Origin of the sequence: Microbacterium pumilum (genome assembly GCF_039530225.1) — a bacterium.
Classification (GTDB): Bacteria; Actinomycetota; Actinomycetes; order Actinomycetales; family Microbacteriaceae; genus Microbacterium; species Microbacterium pumilum.
The window spans coordinates 331,593-349,462 of sequence record NZ_BAAAOH010000001.1 but is presented as its reverse complement, the minus strand read 5'-3'; the positions used below and the strand labels follow the sequence as shown (position 1 = coordinate 349,462).

The 17,870-nt window shown below is 68.1% G+C and carries 15 protein-coding genes; 5 read left to right on the top strand and 10 right to left on the bottom strand.

What is annotated here, in order from left to right; genetic code table 11:
- Positions 1-56: 56 nt before the first annotated feature.
- Complete coding sequence (locus ABD188_RS01605) at positions 57-650, bottom strand: DedA family protein (RefSeq protein WP_344057887.1); 594 nt, start codon at positions 648-650, stop codon at positions 57-59.
- A 138-nt stretch (positions 651-788) separates the two neighbouring features.
- Between ABD188_RS01605 and ABD188_RS01600 the strand changes: the two genes are divergently transcribed.
- On the top strand, positions 789-2,762 hold the full coding sequence (locus tag ABD188_RS01600; RefSeq protein ID WP_344057885.1) for a glycosyltransferase: 1,974 nt from the start codon (positions 789-791) through the stop codon (positions 2,760-2,762).
- Between the two features lie 49 nt (positions 2,763-2,811).
- Here the strand turns inward: ABD188_RS01600 and ABD188_RS01595 are convergent, their stop codons facing one another.
- Both ABD188_RS01595 and ABD188_RS01590 read right to left on the bottom strand, forming a co-directional pair.
- Entirely contained in the window at positions 2,812-3,705 is an 894-nt protein-coding gene (locus ABD188_RS01595) for a VOC family protein (protein WP_344057883.1), read from the bottom strand.
- 29 nt (positions 3,706-3,734) lie between these two features.
- Positions 3,735-4,313: an NADPH-dependent F420 reductase gene (locus tag ABD188_RS01590; RefSeq protein ID WP_344057881.1), complete on the bottom strand. Its 579-nt coding sequence runs from the start codon at positions 4,311-4,313 to the stop codon at positions 3,735-3,737.
- 83 nt (positions 4,314-4,396) lie between these two features.
- Here ABD188_RS01590 and ABD188_RS01585 point away from each other — a divergent pair, with 83 nt between their 5' ends.
- Positions 4,397-4,957: a MarR family winged helix-turn-helix transcriptional regulator gene (locus tag ABD188_RS01585; RefSeq protein ID WP_344057879.1), complete on the top strand. Its 561-nt coding sequence runs from the start codon at positions 4,397-4,399 to the stop codon at positions 4,955-4,957.
- Here the strand turns inward: ABD188_RS01585 and ABD188_RS01580 are convergent.
- The gene (locus ABD188_RS01580; protein WP_344057877.1) at positions 4,954-7,188 is read right to left on the bottom strand and encodes a glycoside hydrolase family 3 C-terminal domain-containing protein; all 2,235 of its coding nucleotides are present in this window, start codon (positions 7,186-7,188) and stop codon (positions 4,954-4,956) included. The genes ABD188_RS01585 and ABD188_RS01580 overlap by 4 nt on opposite strands.
- A gap of 172 nt (positions 7,189-7,360) precedes the next feature.
- On the opposite strand from ABD188_RS01580, the gene ABD188_RS01575 reads away from it, so the two are divergent.
- Both ABD188_RS01575 and ABD188_RS01570 read left to right on the top strand, forming a co-directional pair.
- Positions 7,361-8,695 (top strand): MFS transporter, encoded by a 1,335-nt coding sequence (locus ABD188_RS01575; RefSeq protein ID WP_344057875.1) that lies wholly within the window; start codon positions 7,361-7,363, stop codon positions 8,693-8,695.
- Between the two features lie 78 nt (positions 8,696-8,773).
- A complete protein-coding gene (locus tag ABD188_RS01570) occupies positions 8,774-9,376 on the top strand; it encodes a TetR/AcrR family transcriptional regulator (RefSeq protein WP_344057873.1) in 603 nt (200 codons plus the stop codon).
- Positions 9,377-9,386: 10 nt separating this feature from the next.
- Here the strand turns inward: ABD188_RS01570 and ABD188_RS01565 are convergent, their stop codons facing one another.
- From ABD188_RS01565 to ABD188_RS01550, 4 genes are all read right to left on the bottom strand, one after another.
- Entirely contained in the window at positions 9,387-10,142 is a 756-nt protein-coding gene (locus tag ABD188_RS01565; RefSeq protein WP_344057871.1) for an aquaporin, read from the bottom strand.
- Positions 10,139-10,573, bottom strand: coding sequence for an arsenate reductase ArsC (locus tag ABD188_RS01560; RefSeq protein WP_344057869.1), 435 nt, complete (start codon positions 10,571-10,573; stop codon positions 10,139-10,141). Before ABD188_RS01560 ends, ABD188_RS01565 begins: the two co-directional genes overlap by 4 nt.
- A 49-nt stretch (positions 10,574-10,622) precedes the next feature.
- Complete coding sequence (locus ABD188_RS01555) at positions 10,623-11,513, bottom strand: metalloregulator ArsR/SmtB family transcription factor (protein WP_344057867.1); 891 nt, start codon at positions 11,511-11,513, stop codon at positions 10,623-10,625.
- A gap of 100 nt (positions 11,514-11,613) precedes the next feature.
- Positions 11,614-11,820: a three-helix bundle dimerization domain-containing protein gene (locus tag ABD188_RS01550; protein ID WP_344057865.1), complete on the bottom strand. Its 207-nt coding sequence runs from the start codon at positions 11,818-11,820 to the stop codon at positions 11,614-11,616.
- 122 nt (positions 11,821-11,942) lie between these two features.
- Here ABD188_RS01550 and ABD188_RS01545 point away from each other — a divergent pair, with 122 nt between their 5' ends.
- Positions 11,943-12,647, top strand: coding sequence for a 4'-phosphopantetheinyl transferase family protein (locus ABD188_RS01545; protein WP_344057863.1), 705 nt, complete (start codon positions 11,943-11,945; stop codon positions 12,645-12,647).
- Here ABD188_RS01545 and ABD188_RS01540 read toward each other — a convergent pair.
- Both ABD188_RS01540 and ABD188_RS01535 read right to left on the bottom strand, forming a co-directional pair.
- Positions 12,580-13,935 (bottom strand): M1 family metallopeptidase, encoded by a 1,356-nt coding sequence (locus ABD188_RS01540; protein ID WP_344057861.1) that lies wholly within the window; start codon positions 13,933-13,935, stop codon positions 12,580-12,582. The genes ABD188_RS01545 and ABD188_RS01540 overlap by 68 nt on opposite strands.
- Complete coding sequence (locus ABD188_RS01535) at positions 13,932-17,864, bottom strand: Pls/PosA family non-ribosomal peptide synthetase (RefSeq protein WP_344057859.1); 3,933 nt, start codon at positions 17,862-17,864, stop codon at positions 13,932-13,934. The genes ABD188_RS01540 and ABD188_RS01535 overlap by 4 nt, the downstream gene beginning before the upstream one ends.
- Positions 17,865-17,870: the final 6 nt, after the last annotated feature.

The following is a 17,870-nucleotide window of genomic DNA, read 5'->3' as shown; positions in this document are numbered from 1 at the left end:
CCGCTGTACCAACGCACTGCCGCGTTCGGCACTGCCGTACAGGTGGCGTATGGGCACTAGGCATCCGGGCCCACCCGTCGACTGAGCGCCACATCCAGTCCCCAGCCCACCAGCAGAGCGACCGCGATGGATAGGGCGACGGCTGCAACAGGCGCGTCGGGGAGGAAATGCGCGATCGCCGCACCGATGAACGATTGGTAGATCGCCCACGCGAAGGCGGCGAGTGCACACAGCCCCAGATAGCGCGGCGCGGGCACTCGTTCGGCTCCGGCGGTGAGGTTCACCGCGATTCTTGCGAACGGTATGAATCGGGCCGTGAACACGATTGCGGCGGTGCTGCGCGTCAGCCGCCGCCGCGCCCATCCCCGTAGCGCGACAAGTCGTGGCTGCCGCGACCAGCGCCAGCGGTCCACGCCGATCGTGCGACCGATCGCGTAGCACGCGGCGTCGCCGGCGAACGCGGCCACGCCCGCAACCGCGACGACCGCGACGATGGGCGGCTCGCCGTGGACGACCGACAGCGCCGCAAACGCCGTGACGGCAGCCTCGCCGGGAACGACGATCAGGAAGGCGTCGCCGAACACCAGCGCGAACAACAGCGGCAGCGCCCAAATCCCCGTGGCGAGTTCGGCGAGCAGATCGTCGATCACTGCTTCTGAGTACCAGCCGAGGGTGAATGGTTGCCAAACGGCGCTGGGCGGTTACGGCTGTCGGAGCGGCCGATGAACTCTTCGTCCAGGCGGCGTCAGGGTCCTGTCGCGAGGCTGTCCGCCCGCCACTCTAGGAGTGTGAGAGTCGCGCTGCTGGCCGAATCCTTCCTTCCCCACATGAACGGAGTCACGAACTCCGTGCTGCAGGTGCTCATGCATCTGGAGCGCAAGGGCCATGAGGCTCTCGTCATCGCACCCGGTTCGCCCCAGGGTGCCGGCGAGGAGTCGGGCGGGAGGACGGAGCGGCTGCTGTCGCTGCCACTGCCGTCGTATCCGCAGGTGCGAGTGACGCTCGCGAGCACCCCACAGGTGAGTCGGCTGCTCGCCGGGTTCGCTCCCGACGTGGTGCATCTCGCGTCGCCGATGCTGCTCGGATGGCACGGTGTGGTGGCGGCGAACCTTGCGCGGATCCCCTCGGTGGCGGTCTACCAGACGAACGTCATCGCCTATGCCGCGAAGTATGGCGTTCCTGGTGCCGCGCCCCTCGTCGCATCCCATATCCGTCGTCTGCACCGGCGCGCGACCCTGACGCTCGCACCGTCGACACCCGCGGCGACGCAGCTTCGCGACCTGGGTGTCGATCGGGTCCGGGTCTGGGGCAGGGGAGTAGACCTCGAACGATTCGACCCGATCCGGCGCGACGAATCGTGGCGAGCGCGGATCGCGCCCGGCAGAACTCTGGTCGGATACGTCGGCCGGCTCGCGGCGGAGAAGCAGGTCGAAGACCTCAAGGCCCTGTGCGACATGCCGGGCGTGCAGGTGCTGGTCATCGGAGAAGGTCCGGCCCGTGTACGGCTCGAACAGGTGCTGCCGGACGCCGTGTTCACGGGGTTCTTGGGTGGTACGGAGCTTGCCGAGGCGCTCGCCGGTCTGGACGTGTTCGTGCATCCCGGTGAGAGCGAGACGTTCTGCCAGGGCGTGCAGGAAGCTCTCGCCAGCGGCGTCCCCGTGGTCGCGACGGGCCGAGGCGGACCGCTGGACTTGGTGCACAACAGCATCAACGGGTGGCTGTATGAGCCCGGCGACCTTCGCGGGATGCGTGCCGCGGTCGCAGACCTCGTCGGGGATCCCGCGAAAGCGCGCGCGTTCGGAGCCGCTGGGCGCGTCGGAGTCCAGCGCCGTTCCTGGGCTGCCGTCGGCGAGCAGCTCGTCGAGCACTATTCCGAAGCCGTAGCGCTCGAGCGGATCGACGGACGACGCATGAGTCGGGTGGGCGAACGACCGGATCTTTCGACCCGCGCACCCCGTAGCACCCGCCGTCGGTACGTCGCGGTAGGCGATTCCGTGACCGAGGGCCTGAGTGACGGTTCACGGATGCCGGCCGGCGAATATCGTGGCTGGGCCGACCGGCTCGCGCAGCTCATCGCCCACGCTCAGCCGGTCCGACCCGGATTGCGGTACGCCAATCTCGCCGTCCGAAGCCGACTGATCGAAGATGTCGTCTCCGATCAGATCCCGCGCGCGATCGAGCTCCGGGCGGACCTTGTCTCGATATTGGTGGGCGGCAACGATCTGGCGAGGCTGGGAGCGGATCCGCGCGCGCTCGCCGTGCGATTGGGCGAGGGTGTGCGTCTGCTGCGCGAGTCCGAGTCGGAGGTGCTTCTGGTGACGCCGTTCCTGCCGCGACGAAGAGCCTCCGCCGTGCTCGCCAGGCGGTTCGCGACGTTCAACTCCGAGCTGCGCTCTCTCGCGCGCGAAAGCGGTGCGCTGCTGCTCGACCTCGAGGCTGCGCCGGCCATCGCCGATCTGTCATTGTGGGCGAACGATGCCGTCCATCTGAATTCCCGCGGGCACCGGTTCCTGGCCTACGAGGCCGCGGAACGTCTGGGCGTGCCCGATGCCGGCGCGCTCGGACGTCTCGAGCAGGCGCTCCACGTGGATGAACTCGAGGACGTCCCGACTCGGCTCTCGAGAGCCGAGTGGCTGCGCGACCACGCGCTGCCGTGGGCGGTTCGCCGGCTCGGAGGTCGCACAGCGGGCGATGGTCGAGATCCCAAGCACTCCGGCTTCGTGACCATCCGCGGTGGAACGGGAGCCCTCGCAGACACGTGAGTTCCGTTGCCGCGTGCCTCGACGGCTTCGCTCACCGCCTGCAACCCGCTCATGCGAGCAGTTCATCGACCGTGGTGCCGGCAACAGCGACCGTCACCTGGGTGCCCCACGGATCGTCGACGCGCACGGCTCGCCCGTCATCCGCGAACGGCAGGTGGTGGGTGCTCAGCCGCGCGATGAGAGCGTCGAGGTCTTCACGAGCGGGCACCGAGACTGCCACGTCACCCAGCCCGAGGCTCGCGGCCCGGGGGCCGGCGCCGGCGGAATGCCACACGTTCATCGCGATGTGATGGTGGTACCCCCCGGCAGAGGCGAACAGAGCTCCGGGGTAGCCGGTGGCAGTGGATTCGAACCCCAAGGCATCCACATAGAAAGCTCGCGCGACCTGAACGTCTCCCACCTGAAGGTGGACGTGGCCGACTCGACCGGAAAGGTCCGGGCCGGCATCCAGCACCTCCTGCGTCAGGTGACGCTGAAGGTAGGCGTTCGCGTCGAGGTACTTCGTCGCCATCTGGATCTCCCCGTTCACGTACCCCCATTCGGCACGGGGTCGGTCGGTGTACAGCTCGATGCCGTTGCCTTCGGGGTCGGTGAAGTAGAACGCCTCGCTGACCAGGTGGTCGCTCGAGCCGACGAACCGACTGCGCGGGTTCTGTGCGGAGCGGTAGACGGTCGCGGCCAGACTTGCCGGATCATCGAACAGGAACGCCGTGTGGTAGAGCCCAGCCTGTCGCGGGTCCACCCCCGGCAGATCCGGGGTGTGGACCAGGCGCACCATCGGGGTGGCCCCCCGCCCGAGCACGCGATGCACCTCGCGGCCGTGCACACGCTCTTCGAGCGGCGAAAGCGCGAGCGCCCCGGCGTAGTAGGAGGACATCCCCTCGAGGTCACCGACCCGGAGGGTCACGGCATCCATTGATGCAGCGGGATTCATCGAGTCCATGACGAGCTCCGGATCTGAGAGGTGAACGGTCAGTTGATGACGGCGAAGCCGCCGGTCCAGGTGATCTTCTCCGCGGCGGCGAGGGTCAGCTGCAGGAACCCGAACGCCTCGAGCTCGTGCGCCCGCGAAAGCGATCCGGCGTCGATCGCCGACACCCCGCCGGCCTCGACGGCGGCGGCAAGAGACTTCTTCGCGGTCGCGTCGTCGCCTGCGATGAGCACGGTGGTCGCCGTGTCGCCGATCCTCTTGCTCACGAGGGTGCCCGCGAAGGTCGTGTTGAACGCCTTCAGCACGCGCGCTTTGGGCAGCTTCGACTGGATTTCAGCGGCGGCCGAGCTGCCCGCGGGTACCGTCAGGGAGTCGAACGTCTCGAAGTTCAGGGGGTTGGTGATGTCGACGACGATCTTGCCGTCCAACTGGTCGCCATAGGCGGCGAGGATGCTGTCCACGGCCGGGTACGGCACGGCGAGGACGACGATCTCACCCTCGAGCGCTGCGGTCCCGGTGTCTGCCTGAGAGATGTAGGCAACGTCAGTGCCGCCGTCGGCGAGAAGGCCGCCGATCGCGTTCGCCATGTTGCCGGTGCCGATGATGGTGACCTGAGTCATGAGATGTCTCCCTATTAGTTGTACCTACAAGTAAAACAGTAACAGATCTTTGTTGTAGGTACAAATAATCGGTATCATGAGTCATGAGCACGCCGACCTTGACCTATGACGAACGCGTCGCCGTCGCGCGACTCCATGCGCTGCTCGAACTGCTGCCGACCGCGCTGGACAAGGAGTTGGCGCCCGCCGGCATCACATCATTCGAGTTCACGCTGCTGGAAGCGCTTCATGAAGCAGGCGGTCATCGGCTGCGATTGAGCGCGTTGGCGGCGCGCACGAACGCGACCCTGGCGCGCCTGTCGCGAGTGGTCACGAGTCTGGAGCGCAAGGAGTTGGTGCTGCGTGCACCGTGCGAAGAAGACGGGCGGGCGACCAACGCCGTGCTCACCGATGCGGGGGAGCAGGTCTTCCTCGGCAGCGCTGGACTATACGCGGAGGCCGTTCAGCGAATGATCCTCGACGGTCTGGATGAAAGCGGCATCGACCAGCTCGCAACCTTGACCTACGCGATTTTGGGCAAGCTCGACCCCGATCGACGACTGACCATCACGGCCGGCGGGGCAGACGAGAGCGAGTGCTTGGCTGATCCGAGCCAAGGAGACGGCGCAGAGCCCATCTGCGCGGCAGATCCGCTGCCCGTCTAGGGTCTCCTCTGCGCCGCGCCGGCCTTTTCCACCAATGCGATGATCTCGGCACGAGGAAGGGGGAACCCGTCCAATCGGCCTACGGGGAAGTTCGCGAGCATCTTGACGAGATCGTCCTGGTCACCGAACTGAGCGGCGATGGCTGCCTGGAGTTCTGGGCCCACTGTCGGGTCGGCCAGCACCTCTTCGAACGACGAGTCCATCGAGATCGGCAGCGATACCGCGTCGCCATCGACGTCGACGGTCGTCGACGACCGAATATCCCGGCTGGATGCGCCGACCTCCACAAGATAGCTCCCGCCTTCGACCACCCAACCGTCCACGCGCACATCCCAGTACGCCAGATCCCTTCGACGGACGGTCAGCGACACGTCCGTCGTCTGTCCGGGTTCCAGCAGAACGCTCTCGAACGCCTTCAACTCACGTGGCGGCCGCTGCACGGTCGATCCAGGCAGCGACGTGTACACCTGCACGACCTCACGTCCCGCGACGCCTCCCGTGTTGGTCACGGGCACCGTCACGATGACATCGCCGCCCGAATCCACGGATGCCGCGGCATCCCCGATCTCGAACGTCGTGTATGAGAGCCCGTGGCCGAACGGGTAGCGCACGTCGAGGCCTTTCGCATCGTACCAGCGGTATCCGACCAGCAGGCCCTCGCCGTAGCGGACGTGTCCGAACTCGCCGGGGAAGTTGCCGAACGCCGGGGTGTCCTCCAGACGGAGCGGAATGGTCTCTGCGAGCTTGCCCGAGGGGTTGACAGCGCCGTAGAGCACGTCGGCCACCGCGCTTCCGCCCGCTTGGCCGAGCAGCCATGTCTCGAGGATCGCCGGAACACGGTCCGTGAACGGGAGGGCGACCACCCCGCCGTTGGAGAGCACGACGACGACGTTCGGATTCACGGCGAGCACCGCGTCGAGCAGTTCCAGCTGCACTGCCGGCAGATCGATGTGCTCCCGATCGAAACCCTCGGACTCCTCGGCAGCGGGCACGCCGAGGAAGAGAAGCGCGACGTCCGTGGAGGCGGCGAGCGCGACCGCGGCGGCGCGGAGGGCGTCGGCCTCACCGGACGCATCGACGGTGAAGCCCTGGGCGAAGAAGACGTTGTCCTGTCCGCCGTGCCCGACGATCTGATCGAGCGCGTTGTCGAGCCGCGTCGGGTTGATCTGCGACGAGCCGGCTCCCTGGAAACGAGGCTCCTGCGCGAAGGCACCGATGACCGCGACAGACTGCGCGCTTGCAAGCGGCAGTGTCGCGTCGTCGTTCTTCAGAAGAACGATCGACCGACCGGCGACTTCGCGCGCGAGCTCGTGGTGCGCGTCGACGTCGAGCGGTCCGATGGCCGCCGGCCGCGCGCCGGCCTTCCGGATGAGTGCGAGCAGGCGCTCGACGACGACATCGAGTGCGCCCTCCTCGAGGCGTCCCTCGCGCACGGCCGCGACGACTTCGGCATCCGTGCGTCCGCTGCTTGAAGGCATCTCCAGATCCAGGCCGGCGGCGATCCCGGCGACCCGGTTGTTCACCGCTCCCCAGTCGGAGACCACGATCCCCTGAAACCCCCACTCGTCGCGGAGCACCTTCGTCAGAAGCCACGGGTCTTCTGAGGTGTGGATGCCGTTCAGCCGGTTGTAGGAGCACATGACGGTCCACGGCTGGGTGTCTTCGACGACACGCTGGAAGCCCCGGAGGTAGATCTCGCGCAACGGCCGGGGGTCGACATCGGCGGATACTCGGAGGCGATCGGTCTCCTGGTTGTTCGCGGCGAAGTGCTTCAGCGACGAGCCCACGCCTTGCGACTCGATGCCGCGCACCAGGCCGGCCCCGAGCGCGCCCGACACGATCGGGTCTTCCGACATGTACTCGAAGTTGCGTCCGCACAGCGGCGAACGCTTGATGTTGATGCCGGGTCCGAGAATGACGGCCACGTCCTCGATCGCCGACTCGACGCCGAGTGCCACCCCGACGCGCTCCGCGAGCTCGGGGTCGAAGGAGGCGCTCAGGCCCACGGCGGGAGGGAAGCACGTGGCCGGCACGCTGCCGGCGAGGCCGAGGTGATCGGTGTCTCCTCCCTGCTTGCGCAGCCCGTGCGGGCCATCCGTCATCATGATCGACGGGATGCCGAGACGGTCGATGGGCTTGGTCGTCCAGAAGTCGGCGCCGCTGGTGAGCGACGCCTTCTCTTCGAGCGAGAGATCCGCGACGCTCGCGTCTGCGGGAACACCTTCGGTCATGGCGGCGACTCCTCTGTCGGACCGATGGCCTGCGTCGTTCGATCGAAGTGGCGCAGGATCTTGTGTCTGGAAACTTTATCCGGCAAAGTTTTCATCGACAAGGGTGGTGAACCTCCTCGGCTGACGCCGACGTCGCCTCCACCTCGATAGGTCCTCGCCAAAGGAGGCAGGTATGTCGTCAGTCAGTGGTTCCGCAGCCGGTATGCCGTCGGGTATGACCTCGGCAAGCCAGACGGTCGGTCATCACGAGCATCACTGGTTCAAGGAACCGACAGAGCCTGCGAAGAAGAGCTATGTGGCGTGGCTGCTCATCGCCCAGTTCGTGTTCTTCGTGGCACTGCTGGGGCCGGCGATCGTCGGCATCGGCTTGAAGATCACGCAGCTCGTGGACGACGGGGCGCTGCCGGAGAACGGCGCGATCGGAGCGGCTGCGGTCCTCGGCGGTGTCGGTGCGCTGTTCGCCACGGTCGCGAATGTCGTGTTCGGGCGCTTGTCGGACCGCACCACGTCCAAGTGGGGTCGCAGGCGGATCTGGATCGTGCTGGGCACGGTGATCATGACGTTCGCGTTCGTGATCATGGCGCTGGCTCCGAGCCTGCTGTGGGCGACGGTGGGCTGGGCGCTCGCGCAGCTCGGTGCGAACATGACGCTGGCGCCGTTCATCGCGACGGTCGCCGACCAGGTGCCGAAGTTCCAGCGCGGCAAGATCACCGCTTCCCTCGGCATTGCGCAGAACCTCGGCATCCTCGGCGGCGTGTATGTGGCGCAGTGGTTCCAGGGCGCGCCGGTCGTCATGTTCGTGGGCCCGTCGATCCTCGCGATCGGGGCGATGGTGGTGTTCGCGTTCGTGCTGCCCGACCAGGTGCTGCCGACGAAGCCGGAGCGGATGGATTTCCGGGACTGGTGGGAGACATTCTGGGTGAGCCCGGTGAAGTTCCCGGACTACGCGCTGGCGTGGTGGTCGCGGTTCCTCATCACACTGGCGAGCTTCATGTTCACGACGCTGCGGTTCTTCTACGTCAACCTCCATCTCGAGATCCCGACGGATCAGGTGGCGGCGATCATCTCGACGAGCGTGCTGATCTACACCGCCGCGCTCGTGCTCAGCGGATACGTCGCGGGCTGGTTGTCGGACAAGCTCGGTCGCCGGAAGGTGTTCGTGTGGGGGTCGACGCTGATGTTCGCGGTGGGCACGGTGCTGCTGAGCTATGTCGATTCGGTGGGTGCGTTCTTCGTCCTGGAGGCATTCCTGGGAATCGCATACGGCATCTACGTCGGTGTCGACCTCGCGCTCGTCGTCGACGTCCTCCCCAACCCCGACGATTCGGGCAAGGACCTGGGCGTGTTCAACATCGCGAACGCGCTGCCGCAGACCCTCGCGCCGGTGCTCACCGGCATCCTGGCCTACGTGGGCGCCTACCCGAACTTCACTCTGGTGCTGTGGGTCGCCGGCGCGGCCGGGTTGCTGGGCGCGCTCGTCATCATCCCGATAAAGAAAGTAAGGTAGCCGGCAACATCATCTGCCACGGGATCCTCGGGACGGCTGGGGCCGGTCGAGGATCCCTCGCCTGGGGAGCTGACAGCGATGGGTCGTCGCGGTGCATACGCGAAGGGCCTCGCCAAGCGCGAGGAGATCCTCGCCGTGGCGCTCGACGTGGTGGCGAAGAACGGTTGCCGCAAGGCGACCACGCGCGAGATCGCAGAGCGCGTCGGGCTCACCCAGCCCGGCCTCATGCACCACTTCGGCTCGCGCGAGGAGCTCTTCCAAGAGGTGCTCCGGGCCCGCGACCTTCATGACCTCGACGAGTTCTTTGCGCCGAATCCTCGGTTCGAGGGCTTCCTGGAGGTGATCCGCCACAACACCCAAGTGGCAGGACTCGTGCAGCTCTATGCCGAGTACGCCGCGGAAGCGAGCATCGCCGGCCACCCTGCGCACGACTACTTCGTCGAGCGCTACGCGTGGGTGCGTGGCCTGATCGCTGCGGCGATCGAGCGTGCGCAGGAGGAGGGCGAGATGGGCCCGGAGGTGGATATCGCGGAAGCTGCGGATCTCATCGTGGCGGCTTCGGACGGACTGCAGGTGGAGTGGCTGCACGATCCGACGATCGACATGGTGGCACGGCTGACTCGCGTGTGGGAGCTGCTTCGCCGTTCGTCGTGGCCAGAGAGCGGTGTCCACCCGGCGTAGGTTCGGAAACTCAGCGACTGCTACGAGAGCTGCGACCGGTGGGAAGGGCGGCGGGGGTGGTGGCGAGTCGCCGCGCCCTGGGGAAGAGCAGGACGGTCAGCGCGATCGCTATGCCGGCTCCGACCGCTTGGGCGGCGAGGAACCACAGGGCGGATGCGGGTGCGATCCCCGCGAAGGTGTCGGTGAAGATGCGGCCGATGGTGACGGCCGGGTTGGCGAACGCCGTTGAGCTGGTGAACCAGTAGGCGGCACCGATGTAGGCGCCTACCGCGGCGGCGATGACGGGGACGGGCCGGCCGGTGCGGGTGAGTCCTGCGATCAGGAGCACCAGTCCCGCGGTCGCGACGATCTCGGCGAGGAAGGTCGCAGGGGTTGCACGGTGGGTGGTGGAGATCGCGGTCGGGGTGGCGAACATGGCGTTGGCGAGCACCGCGCCGCCGATCCCGCCGACCACCTGGGCGGGCAGATAGACGCCGAGCGCCCGGCCGCGTGGTCCGCCGCCGGCGCGGCGGCCGAGGAGAGCGTCGGCGAGGGAGACGACAGGATTGAAGTGCGCACCCGAGACCGGGGAGAGCAGCAGGATGAGCACCCCGAGACCCAGCGCGGTGGCGATCGCGTTCTCGAGCAGCTGAAGCCCGGTGTCGGTCGAGAGGCGCTGCGCGGCGATGCCGGAGCCGATCACGACGGTGACCAGCAGTCCGGTGCCGAGCAGCTCCGCCAGAGCCGAGCGCCAGAGCGTCGGGGGTGCGCTGTCGAGGTCGGTCACGTTCTGGGGGCCGTCAGATCCGGGGTCGTGTCAGGAAGCAGCTGCGCGACGAGGGCCTGGACGCGTGAGCGGATCTCGTCACGGATGCGGCGGACCGTGTCTGCGTCTTGACCCGCGGGGTCGTCCAGCTGCCAGTCCTCATAGCGTTTCCCGGGGAAGATCGGGCAGGCGTCGCCGCAGCCCATCGTGATCACCACGTCCGACTCGCGCACAGCGTCGACCGTCAGCAGCCGCGGAGTGTTCCCCGCGATGTCGATCCCCTCCTCGGCCATCGCGCTCACGGCGACAGGGTTGATCCGGTCCTTCGGCTCGGACCCGGCCGACAGCACCTCGATCCGATCGGCGGCAAACGACTGCAGGTAGCCGGCGGCCATCTGCGATCGGCCCGCGTTGTGGACGCAGACGAACAGGACAGTGGGCTTCTGGCTCATCACAGGATCTCGCTTCTCTCACCAGAAAGCATAGACCACTGTCTATAGGTTAGGGAACGTCGGTTGAGATCAGTTCGGGAAGGAGAGTGCGGACGCGCTGGTCGATGTCGTCACGGATCGCCCGGATCGTGCTGAGGGGTTTGCCGACGGGGTCGTCGAGGTCCCAGTCGAGATAGCGGCGGCCTGGATAGACGGGGCAGGCGTCGCCGCAGCCCATCGTGACCACAACGTCCGCTGCCTTCACCGCCTCCTCGGTGAGCGGTTTCGGAAACTCTCCGCCGAGGGTGACGCCGATCTCATCCAGCGCGGTGACGATCGCGGACCGGACCTCGGCTGCGGGTGCGGAGCCGGCCGTGCGGACGACCACCTTGTCCCCGGCGAGCTGGCGGAGGATCCCTGCGGCCAGTTGGGAGCGGCCGGCGTTCTGGACACAGACGAACAGCACTGTCGGCGCCCCCGCACGGCGCTGGGCGCGGTCGAGGTCATCGAGACGAGCTGCCGTGAATGCCGCGGCGCGGGAACCGAGCAGCGGCGCGGGCCCCCGGGCGGCCAGCAGCTCGCGGGAGTCGGTGAGGTACCGTGCGACCGTCTCCCGATTGAAGACTCCTCGGTACCGGGCCGCGAGATCGTCGACCACTCGGTTCCAGGCGGGCTCCTCAGCGGTGGCCGGCGGGACGCCGAGCAGGGCGGTCACGCGGTCGTCCTCGTCCGGGCTGATCGAATACCAGACTCGGCGCCCTTCCGGCTCGCGGATCACAATGCCCTCGGCGTGCAACACGGCCATGTGGTGGCTGACCGTGGGCTGCCGGAGTCCGAGCTGATCTGCCAGGCGGCCGACGAGCGCGCGGCCGTCCTCGGCATCCCGGATCAGCTGGATGATGCGGGCTCGGGTGGGATCGCCGAGCACCGCCAGTGCCGGTGCATCCAGTACCGAATCCATAGACGGCAGTCTATCTCAGCGTCGTGTCGAGTGCGTCGGCGCTGCCGCGTCGGCGAGTTCCGGGTCAGTCACACGACGACCGCGCACGCGGGCAACTCGATCAGGCGTCGAGGTGCTTCAGGCGCTTCTTCGCCTGCTTCTCGACGAGCACCTCCACGAAATCGCGGACGTGCGCATCGTTCAGCTCGTTGTACGACTCCGTCACGACATCGCGGATGGTGGACGTCGGGTAGGCGGGGAATCTGACGCCTAGTCGTTCGACGATCTCGGTGATCGTCGTATCCGCGTCGGGTGGTTCGTGGGTCATGAGTGGATCTCCGGGGCGAAAGCGTTGCGGCTCACACTACCGGCGAAGGCGAGCGCGAAACCGACTTCTTCTGGAGTGGTCGCGGTCCGGCCCAGCAGAACGAATCGCAGGAGAATGAGTGAATGAGCCGCAACGTCGGGAGAGGTGTGTTCGGCCCGGCCCTCGTCGCATGGACCGATGCATCGGCGTTGGACCTTCAGCCGATGGAGGTGCTGTCACCCCTCGGCGAGGAGCAGCTCGACCGCTACCGGGCACTGAGCGATATCCACGCGCGGCGGTTCGTCACCGGGAGGTGGCTGCTCGCGGAACTGGTCCCCGAACTCGCAGACGCGGCGGACCTGACACTGACGACGATCTGCGAGCGATGCGGGGCATCCCATGGAAGGCCACGACTGACTCGTGCTCCCGTGGCAGTGAGCGTCAGCTACGCCGGAAGAGTGGTCGCTGTGGCCGCTGTCAGGACGGCGGACGCATCAGCGGTGGGCGTGGACATCGAACCGGAGCCGGTCGCGGGTCGTCATCGTCGGCTGCACGACCTCGAACCCCTGTTCGCTCCCGCAGAACCGCCCGACATCGAGGGCTGGACCCTGCTGGAAGCAGCGGTCAAGGCCGATGGTCGTGGGCTCACGATCGACCCCGCAGCAGTACGCATCGGTGACGCAGGCACCGGCGAGTCACCTGAGTCGAGAGCCGTGCGAATCCCGGGCCGAGGTGACGTGATCGATGCCGCGGTCATTGCCGGTCCGCGCGGTTTCATCCTCAGCGCAGCGATTGCTCCGGCGCGAGCGGCTTCGTGGGCGGGACAACACCGCCGCGCCCCGTCATAGGGAGGCGGGGCAGGCGTGGGACATCCAACCAGGCGTGGATCAGATTCGCGAGGGGCACCTGCGACACCTCTTCGGCGAGGGCCACGAAGTCGGCTGTGGATGCCGTGGCGGCGCGGTACGTCCGCGTCCACTCGCGCAGAACGCTGAAGAAGACCTCGTCGCCGAGCGTCAGACGGAGACTGTGCAGGGTCAGCGCGCCGCGCTTGTACACCCGGTCGTCGAACATCAGGTCGGCGCCGGGGTCGCTGATGACGAGGTCCTGCGGCAGCGACGCGAGACGGGCGTGGTGCGACACGGCCTTCTGGTGTGCCGTCGGTCCACCGGAGTGCTCCGACCAGAGCCACTCGGAGTAGCAGGCGAAACCCTCGTTGAGCCAGATGTCCTGCCACTTCGCGACGCCCACGCTGTTTCCGAACCACTGATGAGCGAGCTCGTGCGCGACCAGGCGTTCCAGCCCGCCCGCACCGTCGATGTGGTTTGCGCCGAACGTGCCGATTCCCTGTGCCTCGAGGGGGATCTCGAGGTCGTCGGCGGTGACGACGACGGCGTACTCGTCGAGCGGATACGGCCCGAACAGCTCCTCGAACACGGCGACCATCCTCGGCAGGTCGGCGAAGTCGGCTCGCACTCTCGTGGTGAGTGGAGCGGGATAGAACAGCCGCCCGGTGGAACGCCCGAGCGAGATCGTCTCCTCCAGGTAGCGGCCGACATGCACGGTCATCAGGTACGTCGTCGTCGGCACATCCTGATCGAAGGTCCACGTGGCCTTTCCGCCTCGCGTCGTGCGCCCGGTGCGGCGCCCGCTCGCGACGACGGTGTAGGCCTGGTCTGTCGTGATCATCAGCCGGTACGTCGCCTTGTCGGAAGGCACGTCGTTGCAGGGAAACCACGTGGGCGCTCCGGTGGGCTGAGATGCGATCAGCGCGCCGTCTTCGAGTTCTTCCCAGCCGATCGTCCCCCAGCGGGAGCGGCGAGGTCGCGGAGCCCCCGAGTACGCCACGGTGAGCTCGAACCCGGCACCGGCGGCGAGCGGGGACGAAAGGGTGATGCGCAGCTTTCGGTCGCTCTGGCGATGGTTCGCGATACGGGCACCGGCCGCCGTGATCTTCGTGGCGCGGAGACCCACCAGGTCGAACGAGAGGTTCTTCGTCCCGGTCGTCACGTGACCGTGAATGACCGCCGTGGCGTTCAACCGGTTGGTTGTGACCTTGTAATCCAGTGCGAGGTCGTAATGGTCGACGCGGATGCCCGGGTCGCCGCTCTGCGGCGTGTACGGATCACCGCTCATGAGTCTGCGGACTGGTATGCCCGCACCTTCACCGCTCGCCAGGGCCCGATCGGGTTGCCGCTCCACCGCGTGCCGATCGGGACGGTCTCGCCGCGCATGACCAGGGATGCGGGACCGACGGTGGCGTTCGCGCCGATGTTCGCAGCGGGCAGGATCACGCTGTGCGGACCGAGCGTCGCACCCGCCTCGATGGTGACCGTGTCGATGCTCATCACCCGATCATGGAACAGATGCGTCTGAACCACACATCCGCGGTTGACCGTCGCGCCATCGCCGAGGGTCACGAGGTCGGGTTCGGGAAGCCAATAGCTGTCGGTCCAGACACCCCGGCCGACCCTTGCTCCGAGCGAGCGCAGCCAGATGGCGAGCGCCGGAGTGCCGGCGGCGGCGTTGGCGAACCATGGTGCGGCGACCATCTCGGTGAACGCGTCAGACACCTCCGTGCGCCACACGAAGCTTGACCACAGCGGGTGTTCGCCGGCGCGGATCGGTCCGACGAACAGCCATTTCGCGATCGTGGTGATCGTCGCCGCGACGGCACCGGCGAGCAGCAGGACGATCCCGGATGCGAGGATCGCGATGGCGAGGCCCCACGTTTCGGTCAACCACGCCAGCGTGAGCAGAACGGCGAGTGCGATCGCCGACGAGACGATCACCGGGATGATGCGGCACAGCTCCCAGAGCGCTCGCGCGACCCGCAAGCTCCGTCGCGGTCGGTAGGTCCGCTCCAGATCGGCGTCGTTCACGACTCGGCGGAGTCGGACGGCGGGAGATCCGAGCCAGGACGACCCGGGCTTGGACTTCTCGGGTGCGACGGAGAGCACGGCGACGAGCCCGTCGCGAGGAACCCGGTGGCCGGCCCCGGCCATGCCCGAGTTGCCGAGGAACGCCCGTTTGCCGATGCGGGCATGATCCAGGCGCATGTAGCCGCCCTTGAGCTCGTACGTGGCGACCATCGTGTCGTCGGCCAGGAACGCGCCGTCGTCGATCGTGGTGAGCGACGGGATGAGGAGGACGGTCGACGCTTCGACATCCCGCCCGACCTGTGCGCCCAGCATCCGCAGCCAGACCGGCGTGAACAGGCTGGAGTACAACGGGAACAGGAAGGTGCGGGCGGAGTCCAGCAGGCGCTCGATCGTCCATGCCTGCCAGGCGACCCTGCTGCGCACCGCATGAACTCCTTCGACGAGCCCGATCGACAGCAGCCGCACCAGGATGACGACAGCGGCGGCGAACACGATGCCGGCAGCCAGGGTCGCGGGAACGAGCCAGGCGATCACTCCGGGGATGGCGGCGGCGATCGATGTCGCCCCTTGGACTGCGGCGGCCAGCAGCGCACCGCCGACCGCGAATGCGAGAAACGGGAGCAGGCCGAGCACGGCCGACGACGTCCCATACGCCCACAGCCAGCGCTTCGGGGCAGGGGGACGCTCGGGCGCGAGAGGACTGGAGGTGCCACCGACACGGACTGCGGGGGAGCCCGCCCATCGCTGCCCGGCACGCACGCGGCCGAACACGGCGGATCCCGGTGCGATCTCGGCGTTGCGGCCGATCCGAGTGCCGGGCGCGAGTGTGCTGCGGGTCCCGATCGTGGCACCGGCCCCGATGGCGATCCCGCCGATCCGGACGGTATCCCCGTCGATCCAGTACCCCGACAGGTCTACTTCGGGTTCGATCGCGGCTCCGTCCGCGATCTCGAGCATTCCCGTGACCGGCGGGAGCGAGTGCAGGTCCACGTTCGTCCCGAGTTTCGCGCCGAGCGCTCGCGCGTAGTAGCTGACCCAGGGCGCCCCGGCCAGCCCCACCGGGTCGACCTGGTGGGCGACCTGCTCGGCCAGCCACAGTCTGAGGTGCACGCCTCCGCCACGGGGATAGTCGCCCGGTCTCACCCCGCTCAGGAGCAGTCGGGCGGCGACCGCTGAGGTGGCCATTCTTCCGAACGGTGTGACGAAGAGGACGAGCCCGCTGACGATCAGCCAGAGCGGCGCCGCGGGCAGGAAGTCGAATCCGGGCAGCAGATGGAGGATCCAGCTCGCGGTGAGCAGCCAGAATGTCCACCGCACACCCGCGAGGATGAACAGGGGCACACCGGCGGCGGTCTGCACCCACTGCATGACGCGGGGCGTCGGCCTCGGCACGCTGAACGTGTTCGGCACACCGGCGGGGTCCGCCGACTCCGACTCGACCGCGTCCGCCATCTGACGCAGGCGCGGCAGATCATAGACGTCGGCCATGGTGAACTCCGGCGCGCGAGCACGGATGCGGGAGACCAGCTGTGCGGCTGCGAGCGACCCTCCGCCGAGCTGGAAGAAGTCGGCGTCGTCGGCGCCGGGACGGATGCCGAGGACCGCGAGCCATTGCTCCGCCAGCCACCCTGCGGTCCCCGAGAGCGGCGAGTCCGCGGCATCCGTATCGGGCAGCGGCCACGGCAGCGCCGCCTTGTCGACCTTGCCGGAGGTGCGCACCGGCAGGTCGTCGACCGATGCCAGCAGGGGTATCAGCGGCGCAGGCAGGGTCTGCGCGAGTTCCGCGCGGGCGGTCTGCCGGTCGAACCCCTCGGCCGGCACGACGTATCCGACGAGAAGCGGCACCCCGCCTTCGGAGCGCTGCACCACGACGGTGGCCGCGGACACCGCAGACAGGGATTGCAGGGCGGCTTCCACCTCGCCCAGTTCGATCCGCCGCCCGCCGACCTTGACCTGGTCGTCGGCGCGGCCCTGGAACAGCAGACCCGCCCGATCGAGGCGGACCAGGTCGCCGGAGCGGTAGGCACGGTCCCAGCCGAGAGCGGGCATGGGCGCGTACTTCTCGGCGTCTTTCGCCGGGTCGAGGTATCTCGCAAGCCCGACTCCGCCGATGATGAGCTCCCCGACGTCACCCTCTGCGACCGGGGCTCCCTCGGCGTCGACGACCGCGAGCGCCCAGCCCTGCAGCGGCAGCCCGATCCGGACCGGACCCTCCCCGTCGAGCAGGGCGGCACAGGCCACCACGGTGGCCTCGGTGGGTCCGTACGTGTTCCACAGCTCCCGGCCCTCGCCGACCAGACGCGCCACCAACTCCGGCGGACACGCCTCGCCGCCGAAGATGAGCAGCCGCACATTCTCGATCGCATCCTGGGGCCAGAGCGCCGCGAGGGTCGGCACCGTGGAGACCACGGTGATGCCGTGTCCGACCAGCCACGGGCCGAGGTCTTCACCGGATCTCACCAGCGCTCGCGGCGCGGGTACGAGACACGCACCGTGCCGCCACGCGAGCCACATCTCCTCGCACGACGCGTCGAACGCGACCGAGAGGCCGGCGAGAACGCGGTCGCCGGGCGCGAGGGGCGCGGACTGGAGGAACAGGCGCGCCTCGGCATCCACGAACGCGGCAGCCGACCGATGGCTCACCGCGACGCCCTTCGGGACGCCCGTGGACCCCGAGGTGAAGATGATCCACGCATCGTCGTCGACGGTGGGCGCGGGAACAGTGAGGAGCACGCGGGAACTCGGATGCGGCGCAGCTCCGACGAACAGGTCGGCCGCGGCGGACGGCGCGATCGCAGGATCGGTGGGCTCGAAGACCCCGGCGCCGGTGATCACCCCCTTCACCCCCGCCTCGCCGAACACCAGCTCGGCGCGCTCGGGCGGATCGTCGGCATCCACCGGAACGTACGCGGCCCCGGCCATCATGATCCCGAGGATCGCCATGTAGAGGTCACGGCTCCCGGATGCCATCCGCACGCCGACCCGGTCGCCTCGCCGCACTCCGTGAGCGTTGAGCCGCGCCGCCGTACGCCCCGCGTGCGCGACGAGCTCGGCGTAGCTGAGTGCCCCGTCCGCATCCTCCAAGGCGGACGCCTCCGGGTAGCGGGCACCCGTCTCGCGCAGGATGTCGATCAGCGTGCGAGGCGCGGGGGCCGCAGACGACCGATCGAGATGATCCTGCATCGACGT